General features: G+C 34.8%; 11 protein-coding genes. 1 reads left to right on the top strand and 10 read right to left on the bottom strand.

The features are described 5' to 3' along the window. Positions 1–6 precede the first annotated feature (6 nt). The 9 genes from D1818_RS17695 to D1818_RS17655 form a co-directional block, all read right to left on the bottom strand. Positions 7–771: a DUF6503 family protein gene (locus D1818_RS17695; RefSeq protein WP_118460291.1), complete on the bottom strand. Its 765-nt coding sequence runs from the start codon at positions 769–771 to the stop codon at positions 7–9. Between the two features lie 44 nt (positions 772–815). Further along, positions 816–1112 (bottom strand): putative quinol monooxygenase, encoded by a 297-nt coding sequence (locus D1818_RS17690; protein WP_118460290.1) that lies wholly within the window; start codon positions 1110–1112, stop codon positions 816–818. Positions 1113–1257: 145 nt separating this feature from the next. Continuing rightward, positions 1258–1788, bottom strand: coding sequence for a peroxiredoxin (locus D1818_RS17685; protein ID WP_118460289.1), 531 nt, complete (start codon positions 1786–1788; stop codon positions 1258–1260). Positions 1789–1932: 144 nt separating this feature from the next. After that, positions 1933–2337: a nuclear transport factor 2 family protein gene (locus tag D1818_RS17680; protein WP_118460288.1), complete on the bottom strand. Its 405-nt coding sequence runs from the start codon at positions 2335–2337 to the stop codon at positions 1933–1935. Positions 2338–2359: 22 nt separating this feature from the next. Then, positions 2360–2827 carry a DUF4440 domain-containing protein gene (locus D1818_RS17675; protein WP_118460287.1) on the bottom strand — a complete coding sequence of 156 codons (468 nt, stop codon included), beginning with the start codon at positions 2825–2827 and terminating at the stop codon, positions 2360–2362. Positions 2828–2899: 72 nt separating this feature from the next. Beyond that, on the bottom strand, positions 2900–3433 hold the full coding sequence (locus D1818_RS17670) for an NAD(P)H-dependent oxidoreductase (RefSeq protein ID WP_118460286.1): 534 nt from the start codon (positions 3431–3433) through the stop codon (positions 2900–2902). 134 nt (positions 3434–3567) lie between these two features. Beyond that, positions 3568–4410 (bottom strand): AraC family transcriptional regulator, encoded by an 843-nt coding sequence (locus tag D1818_RS17665; RefSeq protein ID WP_118460285.1) that lies wholly within the window; start codon positions 4408–4410, stop codon positions 3568–3570. A 137-nt stretch (positions 4411–4547) separates the two neighbouring features. Then, positions 4548–4967, bottom strand: a complete 420-nt coding sequence (locus D1818_RS17660) for a nuclear transport factor 2 family protein (RefSeq protein WP_158596869.1) — start codon at positions 4965–4967, stop codon at positions 4548–4550. Between the two features lie 39 nt (positions 4968–5006). Further along, the gene (locus tag D1818_RS17655) at positions 5007–5411 is read right to left on the bottom strand and encodes a nuclear transport factor 2 family protein (protein WP_118460283.1); all 405 of its coding nucleotides are present in this window, start codon (positions 5409–5411) and stop codon (positions 5007–5009) included. Between the two features lie 415 nt (positions 5412–5826). On the opposite strand from D1818_RS17655, the gene D1818_RS17650 reads away from it, so the two are divergent. Continuing rightward, positions 5827–6579 (top strand): SDR family oxidoreductase, encoded by a 753-nt coding sequence (locus tag D1818_RS17650; protein ID WP_118460282.1) that lies wholly within the window; start codon positions 5827–5829, stop codon positions 6577–6579. A 445-nt stretch (positions 6580–7024) separates the two neighbouring features. Here D1818_RS17650 and D1818_RS17645 read toward each other — a convergent pair whose 3' ends face one another. Next, a complete protein-coding gene (locus tag D1818_RS17645) occupies positions 7025–15631 on the bottom strand; it encodes a LamG-like jellyroll fold domain-containing protein (RefSeq protein ID WP_118460281.1) in 8607 nt (2868 codons plus the stop codon). Positions 15632–15641 lie beyond the last annotated feature (10 nt).

Below are 15641 nucleotides of genomic sequence, written 5' to 3'. Positions count from 1 at the left end.
ATGTAATTATTTGGAAAATATATTCATATCGATAGTAGTATTAAACTTGATATTCGTCCAATAAGTTGTTGCCCATTTTTTACCTACAATTTCTCCTTTCCAATTGGATGAAATCTCTACACGTTCTGTGGGTATTTTAATTCCATCGATTGTCTCATAATGAAATTTATATAACTCTGGTTCTGTGATGCCAAATGCCACAACTGTAAACAATAATTGATCTACTAGTTTTGTTCTTTTATTGACATATAACACATAAGTGTCTTGAGCATCTCCAATATTGTTTCCAAAAGTAACTTTTACCAAATCGTAGTCACGTCCTTCTACTTTTTTATTACCAATGTGTTGTAAGTTTACTCCCTCATCTTGAAGTTTAAAGAACATAGCAAACCAGTAATAATTTGTCTTTCTCCAAAATCTTGCGATATCATTTGCTTGTTTATCATTAGAAATCTTACCATTGAACTTCACCCAAACATTTTCTCCATCATAAGCTTCTGTTACATTCCCTTTTGATCCTAGCATGGAATGTTCAGAATACGTTGCGTAAGAACGCTCTTTATCAAAAACATACGTTTCTTTACTACTAAGAGACATTGGAGTATTAGGATCTTTGTATTCTACATCGTAGGTAACGTTTTTCAATCGATAGAAGGCTTTCTTACCTCCTAATTCATTAATCATTTTGTCAACTATTTGATCTGCATTTTGCGCTGACATTGCAGATACCGCTATTAGGGTCAAAACTAACGTTGTAATTGAATATTTCATTTTTTCTTTATTAATTATTCGTTTTCTATTTGTACATGTTATTTTTAAGCATCCGTTAATACTTCCAGGATTTGCATATCCATTTCTGTTGAAAGCAGAGGCCTAAGAGTTTCAAAATCGCCTGTTTTATTTCTCCATTCACCATATTGTAGATAATGTTCACTAGACTCCCAATATTCAATAAGAATAAGCTTGTTAGGTTCCATAGTTGATCTAGATATTTTTGCTCCTTCGCATCCATCATAGTTTTGTGTGTCTGGAAGAATTCTTTTAAAAAAAAGTCCAACCTTTTCGGTATTCTCTGGTCGAGCAACAAGTTCAATTTTTACCATAATTTTCATAATTCTCTCTTTCTGATTATATAGCGTACTTTGATTATCTTAATTCTATGTGTTATTTTTTAACAAAATCAGTCTATGATTTCATCATTTCAAGAAATCTGTATACAAATTGTTAAAAGGATATAGTCCTATGATAAGGTGAAAACTATGTCCAATTTAGAACTTCAGAAACTAATAAATGATCATCATAGGTTGTCCCATAATATGCTTTTTTGACTTTTTGATCTTCGTCTAAAAGAAAATCTGCTGGCATTACAGGATCTTGAAAGGTTGATTTAATACTGAAGAATCCACCTGTCATTGCTTTAAAAACCTTTACAGGATTAAATGAGGTTTTGAGCATTCCTTTATAAGAAATATCAATACCATATCGCTTATAAATTTGATAATGCTGATCAGGAATAATTGGGAAAGGAGGCTTTTGTTTACCAGCATATTTCAAAATTTCCTCTCTGGATGAAGCAAAAATTGCTATTATTTCGATTCCTTTCTCTTTGAATTCAGTATGCTTTTTTATGAGTTCCTGCAATCCCATATTACAAAAAGGACAAGTCGCTTTCCTGAAAAAAACCATATATAGCTTTTTATCCTTAAAGCTTTTCAATCTTATCTCATTTCGGTTGATATCTGTAGCAACAAATAAATCTACAGTATCTCCTTCTTTTAGTTTTTTCATAATTAAAATTCTAATAGTATTAGTTGAAAATAACTGGGATGTAAAAAACTCGGATCAGATTTAGCAATCATAAGCTTCAAGAACTCATCTTATTAAATCTGATCCTCATTTCTAGAATTAGTCCTATATTTTTTAGTTTAACTTCTAATTTTTCGAGTGTGAATCATAGATTTTCCCACTTATTTTCCATTGTCCATCTTTCTTATAGAGCACAAAAAAGTCTGTAAAGCGATGTCCGCCCCAATCTAAAAATTCTACTTTGGCAGCAGCTGCAGGACCAGAAATATCAATCCAAGCGATATGGTGCTTAACATTTTCTGAAGGACCTCCCTGATCAACCGCATCGCCAAACGTATCAACATCCATATTATAGAAATTTCCACTTATTGAGCCTACAATGTGAGCATGATCATAAAAAGCTGAACGTATTACTTTTCCGTCTCCTGTGTAAGCACTATCAATATAAGGTCGTAGTGCTTTTACAACTTCTTGGTATTCATTAAAATTTTGAATCTCGTCTTGAACTGTTTCTTTTGTTATTGTTTCCATAAAATTATTTTTTTTGTTATTACTATTTATAAATTGAGGTTAGAGTAGGATCTACATTCCAAATGTCTACAGCCATTTTCCACTCTCCATTTTTATTTTTTTTCCAAATAGACACTCCTTTTTCAAAAAGTTTTACTTTCTCTCCATTTTCTCCATCAAAGGTTACCAAAATCTTTTCCACAGAATACCCTAGGTCTCCGCTTTTAGATACAAATGCTTCTTGTGGTTCCCAAGTAATGGCAAAGCCTGGAATAGATTGAAATTCTTGTAATGCCTTTTTAATTCCTCCATGACCCTGTATAGATCCTTTATCTGGAGCCATCATAATGCCATCACTGTTAATAAAACTAAGAAATTCTTCAGCGGAAGCTGCTTTAGACCAATTGCGGCTGATTTCCATTAAATTGGCTTCTTTTTGTTCTGTTGTTTGCTCATTTGCACAAGAGGCTAATAAAAGTCCTACTGATGCAATTAGAAATAGTTTTCTCATATCTGTATAGGTTTATTATTGTTATTAAAAATGTATTCTTTACTACGTTATTTATATGACCGTTTTCTTACTTTATAAATTTTCTAAAAAATGTATATAGTTTTCAGAATTGGTATCGATATCCTCCTTCGTTGGATTGTGTTCTTCTCCATAAAAAGCATAAAGAGGTCTGTAATCTGCTTTGACGTACTTAAAAGTAGTTTCAAAAGGTCGGGTTAGCTCTTCAAGTGTATAGTCATACCGTCCTGATGCGCTATAGTCTTCTTCTTTAATACCTGCTGTAACTGCTAGTGCAACTTTCTTCCCTGCCAGTTTATATCCACTATTTTTACCATAAGCCCATCCGTGACTTAAAACATCATCTATCCATTTCTTTAAAAATGGAGGACAATTGAACCAATAAAATGGAAACTGAAGCACAACTTTATCTACGGATTCTAATAAAAGTTGTTCTTTCTGCACATCTATAGCTAAGGTTGGATATGTGGAATGTAGGTTGTGAACAATATATCTATCTGGGTATTTCTCAAGCTCCTCAATCCAACGCTTATTTATTTTAGAACTACCTAATTTAGGATGCGTTACTATAATTAATGTCTTCTCCATAATTTACTTATTGTAAAGCACAAATATTCTTTTTTTAAGATGTGCTATTTGTTCTACAAAAACTTATAGTACAAAAGTATAGAGATCAAACATGTAATAAATGGAGGAAACGTTCGTAGATATGGATAATTGGTTCAATTGCTAGGGCTAAGACGATATTCTGTTGGAGATTTACCTACTTTTTTCTTGAAAATTCGTGTAAAGTATAACGGATCATTAAACCCTACTCCAAAGGCAATTTCTCCAACAGGCATTTCTGTGATGCTAAGAAGTTCTTTTGCCCTTTTCAATTTTTGATCTGTTATGTAATTATTTGGTGAATCATTAAATACTTTTTTAAACTCTCTCTTAAAAGAAGATAAACTTAGGTTACATAATTTCGCCAATTCATCTAAGCTTAAATTAGAATAGTGGTGCAACTCGATTACTTTTTTAATATGGACACTTCTTGTTGAATATAGATCCGAGATTAATTCTTGTATAGAGCATACATTTTCGGATTGTATCAGCAATAACACTAATTCTTTTATTTTTAATTCCAGAAGATCGTTATTTATTAAAACTGGGTTCTGAAAATAAAACTCTAGAGATTCTATAAACCTTGAAATAACCTCTTTTGATACTACTACTTTACTTTGGATATTACAATCTCCTTGCTGTATTATTTTAGGCAACTCGTTCGAATATATTTTCTTTAGGACTTCTGGATACAAATGTACGACCATAACTTCGACCTCTTCATCATTGGTTTGTTTTAACATGTCCAAAAAATGATTGCCACATTTTAACAATACCGCTTCTTGACTATTTACCTGAACGTTCTGTTCTGCAGACAGTAACTTAGGCGCTCTATCCTTAAAATATATAAAACAACCACTGTTTTCGAAAATAGCCTCATATCTAAAAGGAGTACCTATTTTCACCTTTTCGATGAGGATTTTGTCGTCATATTCAAATGTAAGTCGCTCAAGAATCATTTAACTATTTTTATTATTCTGCACATATTTAAGTATATTATTGATACAGAAATAGTATTTAATATAAATATACTATTAAATACTATTTCTGTATCAATTAATAATTTAGGTTATACAAGGTTAAGTACTTACTTCTTCTACTCTTGTCTTGTATAAAATATTTTACTTACTATTTTCCAATCTCCATCAACTTTTAATAAATGCATAAAATCAATATATGTAAAAGTCGGAAACTGAATTTCTAATTGTGCGCTTGCAGCATTGCCAGCAATATCTACTGAAACAACTCTTGTTTTTATCTTTTCCTTATGAGGAGTTCCATCCATACCTGCAGTTAATCCTTCAATAGCATTCACTTCTTTGTAACTATCACCAACCCATTTCATAGTGGCAGTAGGGTGGTACGCTTTTGTAAGTGTTTTGGCATCGTTATTTACGAGTCCGGTTAGATAGTAATTTACTGTTTTTTCTACAAGCTGTAAATCTGTTTGTTGTGCCTGAAGTTCTGTTGCGACAGCCATTGTCATTATAATTAATGTTACTAAAAGCTTTTTCATGTTTTTTGTTATTATAAAACTTAGTTTAATTATCATTCACTAATTTTTTGCGTGAGCATCATATACTTTCCCACTTATTTTCCATTGTCCATCTTTCTTGTATAAAACGAAAAAGTCTGTAAAACGAAAACCAAGCCAATTAATGAATTCTACCTTTGCCGCTGCCGCAGGTCCTGAAATATCAATCCAGGCGATATGATGCTTTACATTTTCTGATGTTCCTAGAGAACCTACTGCTTCTGCAAATTGATCAGCGGTATGGTTTAAATGATCTCCATTCATAGACCCTACAATATGTGCGTGATCATAAAATGCAGTACGAATTACTTTACCGTCTCCTGTCTTTGCACTTTCAATATAAGGTTGAAGCGCTTTTACAACTTCTTGATATTCGTTAAAATTTTGAATCTCATCTTGTGTTGTTTCTTTTGTTATTGTTTCCATCTTTATTTTAGATTTTTAATAATTAAACTTTTAATCCTAATTAGATTCTTTTAAAAACCTGATTATAGAAACAAAAGTATTCTAGTTTTAGAAACAAGAAATGGAGAAAAAGTTCTTTGATATGGACAATACGTTCAGATAATATATTGGTCTTAGCATATACTATTATAAGAGTGACATCTGCGGTTTAATCTTTAAAAAGTATATATTAAATCGCTTTTCAAAATGAAAAACAAAACCTCTCATTTAGTTGCTTTTGCAAAAGCAATCAAATATGACCTGAATATCCATATATAAGGACTATTTCTCCTGTTCATCTCTAAGTATTCCATCTACTTTTGATCTTGATAAATAACAAATGATTATAGCATACATTGATATGCTAAAAAAATTAAATTTTAAAAAATAAAACGATATGAATTTAACAGACAACATTACAGGAAAAGTAATCGTAATTACTGGAGCAAGTAGTGGTTTAGGAGAAACTACAGCACGTCATTTAGCATCTAAAGGTGCACACGTAGTTTTGGGTGCTCGAAGAGAAGAACGTCTACAAACGATAACAAAAGAAATCAATACTCAAGGAAATGGTAAAGCAGTATATGTTAAAACTGATGTAACCAAAAAAGAAGACGTACAAACTTTGGTAGATACAGCGGTAAGTGAATTTGGTAAATTAGATGTCATAGTCAATAATGCAGGATTAATGTCCATCGCTCCTATGAGTGAAGTCAAAATCGATGAATGGGATCGTATGATTGATATTAATGTGAAAGGTGTTTTATATGGTATTGCTTCTGCTTTACCAATTTTTCAAAAGCAAGAATCTGGACACTTTATTAATTTGTCTTCTGTTGCTGGTGTAAAAGTATTTAGTCCTGGAGGAACTGTTTACAGTGGAACAAAATTTGCGGTTCGAGCAATTTCTGAAGGATTACGTCATGAAGTTGGTGGAAATATTAGAACAACCTCCATTGAGCCGGGACTCATAGATTCTGAATTAAAACACGGTAGCTCACATAAAGAAAGTTCTGATTTTGTAAAAGATTTTTATCAAATCGCTATTCCATCAGAATCTATTGCAAGAACAATTGCATTTGCTATAGAACAACCTGCCGATGTGGATGTCAATGAAATTGTGATTCGCCCGACAGTTCAGGATTTCTAATCGATTCAATAGTATTCTTGCGATTCGTTTCAAAAAGTTGATGCAATGCAAAGATTATTTAGTTAAAACATTCAAAAGATTGATTTAGGTGGTTGCAGATCAATAAAATTTGCGTCTACCTTATCAAATCTAAGCCTAAATAATAAAACAAAAAAGCTTCACATTTCTGTGAAGCTTTGCTTAGTAGCGGGAGCCATTGAAACATCTAACCATTCTATTAAACATCTACTTGAATTAGATGCATTTATAAAAATCCATTCTACATTATTAATAGCTTCATAAGGGTAACACTTCTATTTAATGTGAGTTCGATTTAAGATAAATTATTGTTTAAAAAAAAGACCCACAAGATATTAATATCTCGTGGGTTTTTTAGGTTCCAATGTTGATTTAAAATAAAGAATTTCTGACAAAGTTCCTTTTTTTTAAGCATTTTATCCTTTATTTATTCTAATACCAGTTTAAGGGTTTGTACCCTATCTGAACTTTTTAACGTACAGAGATAAATACCACCAGGTAGATGTGCTAGTGCTAGATTTCCTGTTCTATCCAGTTTGATTTCGGTTACTTCGTTTACAGTCATTTGTCCACTGTATACACTAGCTACCTGCATGCCTGCCATATTAAATATACTCACCTCATATTGATCTGTTTTACGAGGGTTTATGGTTAGCATACTTATATCAGTTACTGGATTTTTATCTATTCCAAATATATTGATATTGGATAGGGTATTCTCTATAAGGTGTAGTGGATGTGCTTTGGAAATCGTACCTACATCACTGTTTTTAACAAGTGTCAATGTGTTGTCAACGGAATAGATTTTATCCTCGGTCACTACTTTAAAACTGATATCTTCATTAGGATTACCATAAACGGTCATAAAGTATACGATTTGACCCTTATGAGCTACCGCTTTCGCCACACCACGATATTCACCATTGTACTTGGCAACTACAATATATTCTTGATCAGTGTTTACCAAATCAGAAGCTATAGTAGCGGTTACCGACATGGTCATTGGATATTTGTAAGTATCTACCACAATATCCTTTGCTTCGGCTTTTTGTAAATACCTTAGATCCAACCTACCTTGACCTAGAGTTTGATCAGTATCTTGAACAGCGGCAATTTTAGCAAGTTGTTCTCGATTTGCATCGATCAATCCAACGATTCCTGAATAATTTAGCGTACCATTATTTTGCATTTTGATACTATACGCTTTGTTTGGAATAAGATGTGTTAAACTTCCTTTCCAACCGTCTTCAGTAAATTCAGAAAAACCTTCTCTTCCAGAAATTCTGTCTCCTAGTGCAAACCTATTTGATAAAGAGCGCAATGCATACGGAGTATTAAACATCACTTCAGGGATGTAACCAATGTTATTTGTGATATAGTCACCTTGGATGGCAATATCAGTTTTGATTGGCGCTTCTACTCCTTGTATCAACATCATCTTATTACCAGTTGAGTTTACTGTATATCCTTTGGTGAAATCAAGATGCGATAAATTACCACTGGCAATACCATTTACATCAAAAGTAGCAATTAGGCTTCCGTCAATTGTCATAATTTGATCACCATTGCTAAGTCCTTTGATATCACTGATACTAAGGTTACTAGTACTACTATTGCTTACAGAGTTAAAACTAACTGATTGAAAACCGGAGAGTAATGGTACTCTTTTTATTACGATATCGCCTGTTTCAAAAATTACAGGAGCAGATATGGTTCCTTCACTACTTTCATTTCCTATCGCAAAAATTTCTGTAAGACCGATATATTCTTTACAATTTGAAGCATCCCAAACATGAAAGGTAAGGTTACCAGCTTCTCCTGGATTATAAAATACATCTAGTAATACTCGTTGACGGCCATTAAAATTCGTCACTTTTCCTCTTCCTCGAATTTCATCATTAAAATAAGCCACGACAATATCATTTGGATCTTCTGATACGGCATCGGCAATGGTCAATTGTGCTACAAATTCTTTTTTAAATGCAAATTGAGAAGCATTGAAAGTATAGTCAGGAGTCTCACAATTCACATCGAGTTCCAAAGTAAAGTACTCATATCCCGTTTGTACTCCATCTTGATTATAGGTAATCACACCAACATTGGCATAATACGTTCCTTTATTTAAATAGGCTGAAGTCGTAAATTGTAGTGTATGCTCAAAACCTGCGGGTAAATCAATGTTACTTTCTACGGTGACATCACTGCTTAACCATTCTGGTAAACCTTGTAGTTCGTAAGTAGCATTAGCACCTCCCGTATTTGTCAATAACATTTTGATTTGTGTAGTGTTTCCTATAGTTTGAGACACATTGATATTGGTTTTTTCCCATTGCACACTATTTTTGTTGATACTAAAGGACCAGTCGTGACGTTGTACCAAATTACCATCAACACCTCGTACCGCGTTGCCACTAATCATTGCTGTTAGATTGGCTCCTTCTAGGAAATATTCTTGAAAATTAAGCGGAGTAATAATGATGGTATTTTGATCGATTGTAGTTGCAATTGTGATTGGGATATTTTGTACCAATTGTTCTTTGAGTAATGGTGCTGCTAGGTCTCCTTCGATCCATGAGATTCCTGTTTGCGTACTTCCACGAGTATTATTTGTATAATCGGTTACTGCTTCCTGGAATCCATATACTTCAAGGGCATTATTGTCAAAAACATAATACGCTCGTAAGTGATCTTCGTTTCCTAAGAGTTGTTTATTATTAGATGAAGCGATGGCATTATGCGATTTTGCAGTGTCCCATATTCTTAGTTCGTCCATTAGTCCTATAAATCCTTCTCCAGAAACCATACCTCCAATGATAAAATCTTCAGTATTGATATCGTTATCAAAAGCGTTAAAACCACGATCGGTATGCACTAATACCCCATTAAAATATATATTTAGAGTAGAAGCACCATCATATATCATGGCTACATGTGTCCATTCTTGTAGCGGTAATGACTTTGTGGTACTGCTTCCAAGTTCACCACTCAAATAATTCAGAGTACCATTGGGCAATAACTGCAACGAGTAGTTATTTCCTTTCTGGAATAAGTTGGCTCCTTGACTAAGAGGATAACTCGTTGGGTTTACCCAAAACTCAACGGTATAAGCCTCAGGTAAGTTAAGGAAATCCCCATGCGGAATCGTAATTTGATCACTAGGCTGATTAAACTCAGCAGAAACCAACGCTTTTGGCAATCCACCTAAGGTGCCACGTAAGGCGATATTAAGTGAATTTAACGTAGAAGGATCCAATGCTTTATCATACGTTGCTGTAATTGACCCTTCGGTTAAAAGACCTCCTTGAGCTGGGTTGGTTTCTAATAAAAGTGGAGCGCTTCTAGAAATTGAACCATATGCAAATGGTGTTGGGATATTTTTTCTCCAACTTTCTTCTCCAAGACCACATACAGGCACTAATCTGAAACCATAATCACCATCTACCAATCCAGAAACATCTACTGACAGTCTAAAGGCATTATCGTGATATAGCGTTGATAAATCCTCTGCTTTGATCGATTGTAACAATCTTGGGGTATTATTATCAGCGATTGCATATTCGATATCAATAGCCGTTAAGCTTTCTGGAAGCGTTACGTTACCATTATCTACCGTTACTCCAGAAATCGTAAAGGCAAAATCTTGTTTATTTTTGCTAGCTGCATTTACAACCCAGTTCTCTTGCGGGCTTTGCATCTCTAAGTTATCAATACAAGGTCCATGGAAAGTAGCTGAAAGATACAAGACATCGATACTTTTGATCCCTGCTTCGTTATACACAGCTGCATTATGCGTAAAACCTAGGTCACTATGTGATTCACAAGGAGCCGAAAACGTAAATTTCAGGTCTTTGTATTCAACAACACTATCGGTTTGGTTTTCTGGTACCGAAATTTCTATTTTTGCTTCAATTTCCTGTTTAATTCCCGTAGGGGAGTTTTCGTCAGGTCCAAAAAAGAAGTTTCTTGCATTACCTACAAAAGGTTCGCCATTTATTTTAATCTGGGCTCCTAATGGATTACTCGATTGTGAAAGCGATAAAGCATAGCTCTGAGGACTACTGGCAATTTGCGTATTTCTCAAAAAGATGCGGTATTCTAGTGTTTGTCCTGTAAGACCATCAGCACTATTTTTCTCTGCTGCAATTTCAACACCAGTTCGAATCTGTGTTCCGCGCTCTGCAGGACAAGAACTTTGACCAGATAAAGTCTTGTAAATCGGTACCGCAAAGTTTGGATCCCTTTTGATTTCAACAGCAAATCGATCTCCCGCATCATTATCGGTAAAGGTATACGATAGTACAGTATCATCCCCGTTGGTAATTTCAAAACCACCACCAAAACTTGTATTTAAAACATTGGTATATTCAAATGAGGCACTTACCCCTGTAGTCGCAGTTTTTGCAACGGTTTTGTATCCAATGTCAAAGGTGCTTTCAAAATTAGCTCCGTTCGAAAGCGTATTACTTTTGGTAATGGACTGTGTAAACGTAGTACCCCCACCGTCAAAGCTTCGGTTGGCTTCAAAATTTTCAAAGGTTCTATAGTTATCCCAATTGTATTTGGAACTATTGAACTCTGCGGGTAAGGCATTGTATAGTTCTACAAGAAAAGCATGATCTTGCATAAAATCATAATCAGCTTTGTTGTAGATATTGAGCGCATAGTCGTTTCGGGTTAATTGTTCAATCCATTTGATCACTGAGTTTTCATACGATTGTATTTGTTTTGGATCTTGCTCGTTATCGATTGCTTTTAACAGATTAGGAATGATATTTCTTTGTACATCAAAATAACTATGTACAAATGAATTATCAATTTGATTATTGAATACGGGGGCATTCGTGGCATATACTACATCACAGATACTTGTATCATAAGCAAGCGTTTCTCCAGATCCAACGGTAATCAAATATCCTGTACCGATAAACAAATCTGCATTTTTTCCAGTGAGATTATCACTAGAAGAGGTAGAAACATCCTCAGTATTAGTTACCGTATTCGTTGTACTTCCATTATAGGTCCCTTTAACAGAAATCTCGGTTTGAACACCGCTTGTAACATTTGCATTGGCTACTTCAAGAGAAGTTCCAAATCCAAATACGGTTGCGACTACATCTTGTTTTACTGCTACTCCAAACTGGCCGCTTAATGTACCAGTATATCCAGCAGAAGCACTCCAAAATCCTTTAGTTGTCGATGAGGTTCCTTTTTTTAACGTTGCACTACTACCATCTCCTGGAGGATCGTGTAGTACATAATTTACAATAGGATCAGCAATCGTAAAATCACTATCATTCATTCGAGCTCCTTCAATCAAACCAGATACTTTTTGAGTAAGAACACGGTTATCATGTGATACAGCAATGGTAAAATCTCTAGTATGTGGTGCAATAAAGTTCGGTGATGCTGCAAAAGATGTTAATACAGCATTACCTCCTTCGTCGGTAGTACCATTAATAGAGGAGCTATCATTGGGTAATCTTAGCAAGCTTCCCGAAAAGGTCACTTTGGCATCAGAAACCTGACACTTCTCTTCACCATATTGTTCAAAAACATTGACTTGCATCAAAACTGGATTTCCTTCCCCAAGAATATAAAAATCATTATCACATGCTTTTTGTAAAAGATCGAAATCTTCTTCTTTTAATTCTGAGATCGGCAAGGACACCTTATCCTCTTTGACTACATATAGCTTAATTTCTGTAGATAAAGGTGCACGGTACTCAAAATCATAACTTTTCCATCCCTTGGTCAAGTCAATAATTGGAGAAGAAAGCGTTATCGAAGTATCTTCAGTATTGGTAATGGTTACCTGATATTTTCCAGGGATAAGCCCATCGACCGTAAATATCTTATTATCAGTATCAAAATGATGGAGTTTAATCTCTTTCTTAAATTCTGGAGATCTACTATCGGTTCGTATAATCGTACCTGTCCAAACACCGATGGAGTTATCACATGGAATTACGATATTTCCAACAAAACCATATCGATCTTCCATTTCAAAATCTACTTCGGTCAGTGGTTCAAAAACATTGATCGTATATTTTGCACTGTCTTGTTTTGGATTATAACGTGGATTGGCGGGTTGATAGGTGTATCGATATTTTTTGGTATAGGATACTACTTGAGTAGCGTCTGTGGTGGTATTATCCATCAATTGTAAGTAGTTGTTTTTACCTGCTACAGTTTTGGAGATCGCTCTGTTTCCTTTTTCTTGATCAAATTCAAAAGATAATTCTAAAGCGGTTGCATCTTCATCAATGATCTCTCCATTTTTGATGGCAAGTAACTGTGCTTCTGAATAAGACTGCGTTCTATACTGTATCAGTGCCAGATGCGATAAATTGTCTTGAGTTACTGCACCTGTTGCGGTATTTACCGATGCGCCAAGATTAAGTAAACTATTTCGAAGATCAAAAGAACCAATACGTCCAACTTTGTAGGTTTCATCTACCATGAATCCATAATTTCCTGATTTATCAATAGCTAAAGCAAAGAAAGTGAACGCAGTACTATTACGAATTATCGTTTCTTTTTGAAGTACTCCATTATGCATAAACTGAATAAGTTCATTGTTTTTTAAGACAATAGCATAGTCTCCCCAAGAAAACAAGGTTTGTTTTTCGGATACATAATCAGGATAAACTACAGAGATAAAAGGTTTTACAAAACCAGAAAACGTAAGACCTTGATCGCTGGCGTTTACAGTTCTTTTAGAAACTGCATGACCACCACTAGTAATCACATCATCAGCTTCTATGGGTGAAAAACTAAGACTATGTAAGGTTTGATCCAGGTTTAACTCTGGGTTAAACACTTCAAAATCATGATTTCCTAAAGAAGAGGAAACACTATATACTCCAGCATTATCACTAGATAAGCCACCTCCAATACCTACTTGTGGATTTCCATCGATAGCAATTTGCCTTCCCGCAGGCACAGGAAATAGTTCATCATTCACATTGTAATATATGCGTCCGGCTATAGGTAATGCAGAGATATCGGTAAAATCAGCAACTTTGCTATAATCAGTTACTATGGATGATTTTTTTATAGTAAATCCTCGAGTTGGAGGTCTAAACTCGTGATTAGGTTTAAATGCTTTCGCAGTATATGTATCTCCAAGAGAAGAAGCACTAAACATTGTACTGAATTCATAATTTCCATTTTCATCAGTAAAGGCTACATATTTTAAGGTTGAGGGTTGCTTCACATACACCAAATCATCTTGGGTTGTTCCAAGATAGGATCCACGAGATCTTCGCGCATGGTTATACAGCTCATTGGCACCTTGAAGATCCATACTATAAGCGATCAACAAATCAGGTGCATCTCCATCGGATACAAAAGGACCGTATTTTTTGATGCCTGCTCCATCTTTTTTCCCTTTCCAAACTCGAAACTCATCGAGAGAATAGGCATACTGTACTTCGGCATTGAGGTAATAGCTAAAATCTTCTGTGGTTGCACTCCATTGAAAAGGGGTAGCATGTGTTCCTATAGATTCTTGATCTTTGAATACTTCGATACCATCACGTCCAAAAGTATAGGCATAATGGTGCCATTGATCATCGGGTGTACCCAATGAAAACTCTGGCTGTTGATTATTATATTGGACTACAGCACTGCTTGCGCTAATTTGGATCGCGGTATCGTCCAACTGAAATACAGTATTGTATGCATTACTATTTGTAGCCTCATGTTTGTACCAGAATTCAATCGTAAGTTCGTCATGATCGGTAAAAAGATTTCGATCTAGAAAAGTGATATTGTCAGTATTTGGTGCAAAAGATAAAGCAGTACCGTGAATACTTTCATTGCTATCCAATTCGATCGCTATACCAACATCTTGCACAAATACATTGGATTGTGTTTTGATATTTCCAGCTAAGGTTCCATTTGGAAAAATAAATCCAGTATCATTACCCAATATTTGATTTGATCCATCGGCGTTGGAACCTTTGATTTTATAGATATAAATTGTTCCGGGTAAGGCTTCGGGATCGGTAAAAGAGAGCTTTGTTCCATTACGCTGATCCACATTATTCTCTGATCCGATTTCGACATCATCTCGCAATATTTGGTAATTGGATAAAGCATCGATATGAAACCATGAAAGTTCTATTTTGCTCTCATAAGTTCCTTTGGAAGCGTACATTACAATTTCATCCAACGCGTCGATAGGATTCCCTACAGTAGTATTGATAAAAGCAATATTAATATCTAATTCATTATTTTTTACGTTGGATACAATAGTCCCATAGCTAGGAAAACCTTCTTTTTGTATGGTATTATTCCATTGTAGGTTGGTAAGCTGTGGCAAGTATGGATTTTCTGCCATAGGTTGTGCATCACCAGAATAATTAGCCACCAAACCTTTGTTGATTTCATTGTCCAGAACCGATTCTTGATATTGTCTAAAAGAGCTAAACATATTATTGCGAATCTCTTCTGCGGCTCTTTTTACGTTCCAGGCTCTGATTTCTGTCAAAAGTACGGTGTCATTTTTTCGTCCTTTGGTAAAGTACAGATCATAGTCAGCAGTAATGCTTATGGTATTGAAGGTTTTTACCCGATTACCATTGAGATAAACATCGATATTGTATTGTCCCTGATTATTGATTTTATAAAAGGCAAACGTTACATGCTGCCAGTACGCTTCGGTGTCTGCAATCGGTAATGTAACCGCCTGGTTTTCGGCATTTTCACCTACTAGGGTGATTTTGTTACAGTGGATTGCAATCGTAAGTCCTTTTTGGCGAGATGCATCATTGGTAAGTACCAAGGATTGCGTATTGTTCTGAAACTGGGTCCAGAATTCTAGGGTTGCTTGTCCGGTTGCTCCTGCATCGAGTAGCATCTTTTTTAATCCGATATTGGTATCAAGGTGTACGTTATAGTTGGATTCTCCCAACATTTTCAGTGTAGAGATTTCTGCATTGGTACTTTGTGCCTGCATAGTATTCCACTGAAAAAGCCATAAAAGGGTTATCCAACAAAGCAGCTTTATTGTTGCTAATGTTTTTTTCATTTGTATAGTT

The sequence above is a fragment of the Aquimarina sp. BL5 genome (genome assembly GCF_003443675.1).
Classification (GTDB): Bacteria; Bacteroidota; Bacteroidia; order Flavobacteriales; family Flavobacteriaceae; genus Aquimarina.
The sequence above is the reverse complement of the archived record's forward strand: the minus strand, read 5'-3'. Positions and strand labels throughout refer to the sequence as shown.

What these genes read in the sequence shown, in the direction of transcription:
- D1818_RS17670 (WP_118460286.1), bottom strand. Translation starts at nt 3,433, where the DNA reads ATGGAGAAGACATTAATTATAGTAACGCATCCTAAATTAGGTAGTTCT.
- D1818_RS17645 (WP_118460281.1), bottom strand. Translation starts at nt 15,631, where the DNA reads ATGAAAAAAACATTAGCAACAATAAAGCTGCTTTGTTGGATAACCCTT.
- D1818_RS17650 (WP_118460282.1), top strand. Translation starts at nt 5,827, where the DNA reads ATGAATTTAACAGACAACATTACAGGAAAAGTAATCGTAATTACTGGA.
- D1818_RS17660 (WP_158596869.1), bottom strand. Translation starts at nt 4,967, where the DNA reads ATGAAAAAGCTTTTAGTAACATTAATTATAATGACAATGGCTGTCGCA.
- D1818_RS17685 (WP_118460289.1), bottom strand. Translation starts at nt 1,788, where the DNA reads ATGAAAAAACTAAAAGAAGGAGATACTGTAGATTTATTTGTTGCTACA.
- D1818_RS17680 (WP_118460288.1), bottom strand. Translation starts at nt 2,337, where the DNA reads ATGGAAACAATAACAAAAGAAACAGTTCAAGACGAGATTCAAAATTTT.
- D1818_RS17655 (WP_118460283.1), bottom strand. Translation starts at nt 5,411, where the DNA reads ATGGAAACAATAACAAAAGAAACAACACAAGATGAGATTCAAAATTTT.
- D1818_RS17695 (WP_118460291.1), bottom strand. Translation starts at nt 771, where the DNA reads ATGAAATATTCAATTACAACGTTAGTTTTGACCCTAATAGCGGTATCT.
- D1818_RS17665 (WP_118460285.1), bottom strand. Translation starts at nt 4,410, where the DNA reads ATGATTCTTGAGCGACTTACATTTGAATATGACGACAAAATCCTCATC.
- D1818_RS17675 (WP_118460287.1), bottom strand. Translation starts at nt 2,827, where the DNA reads ATGAGAAAACTATTTCTAATTGCATCAGTAGGACTTTTATTAGCCTCT.
- D1818_RS17690 (WP_118460290.1), bottom strand. Translation starts at nt 1,112, where the DNA reads ATGAAAATTATGGTAAAAATTGAACTTGTTGCTCGACCAGAGAATACC.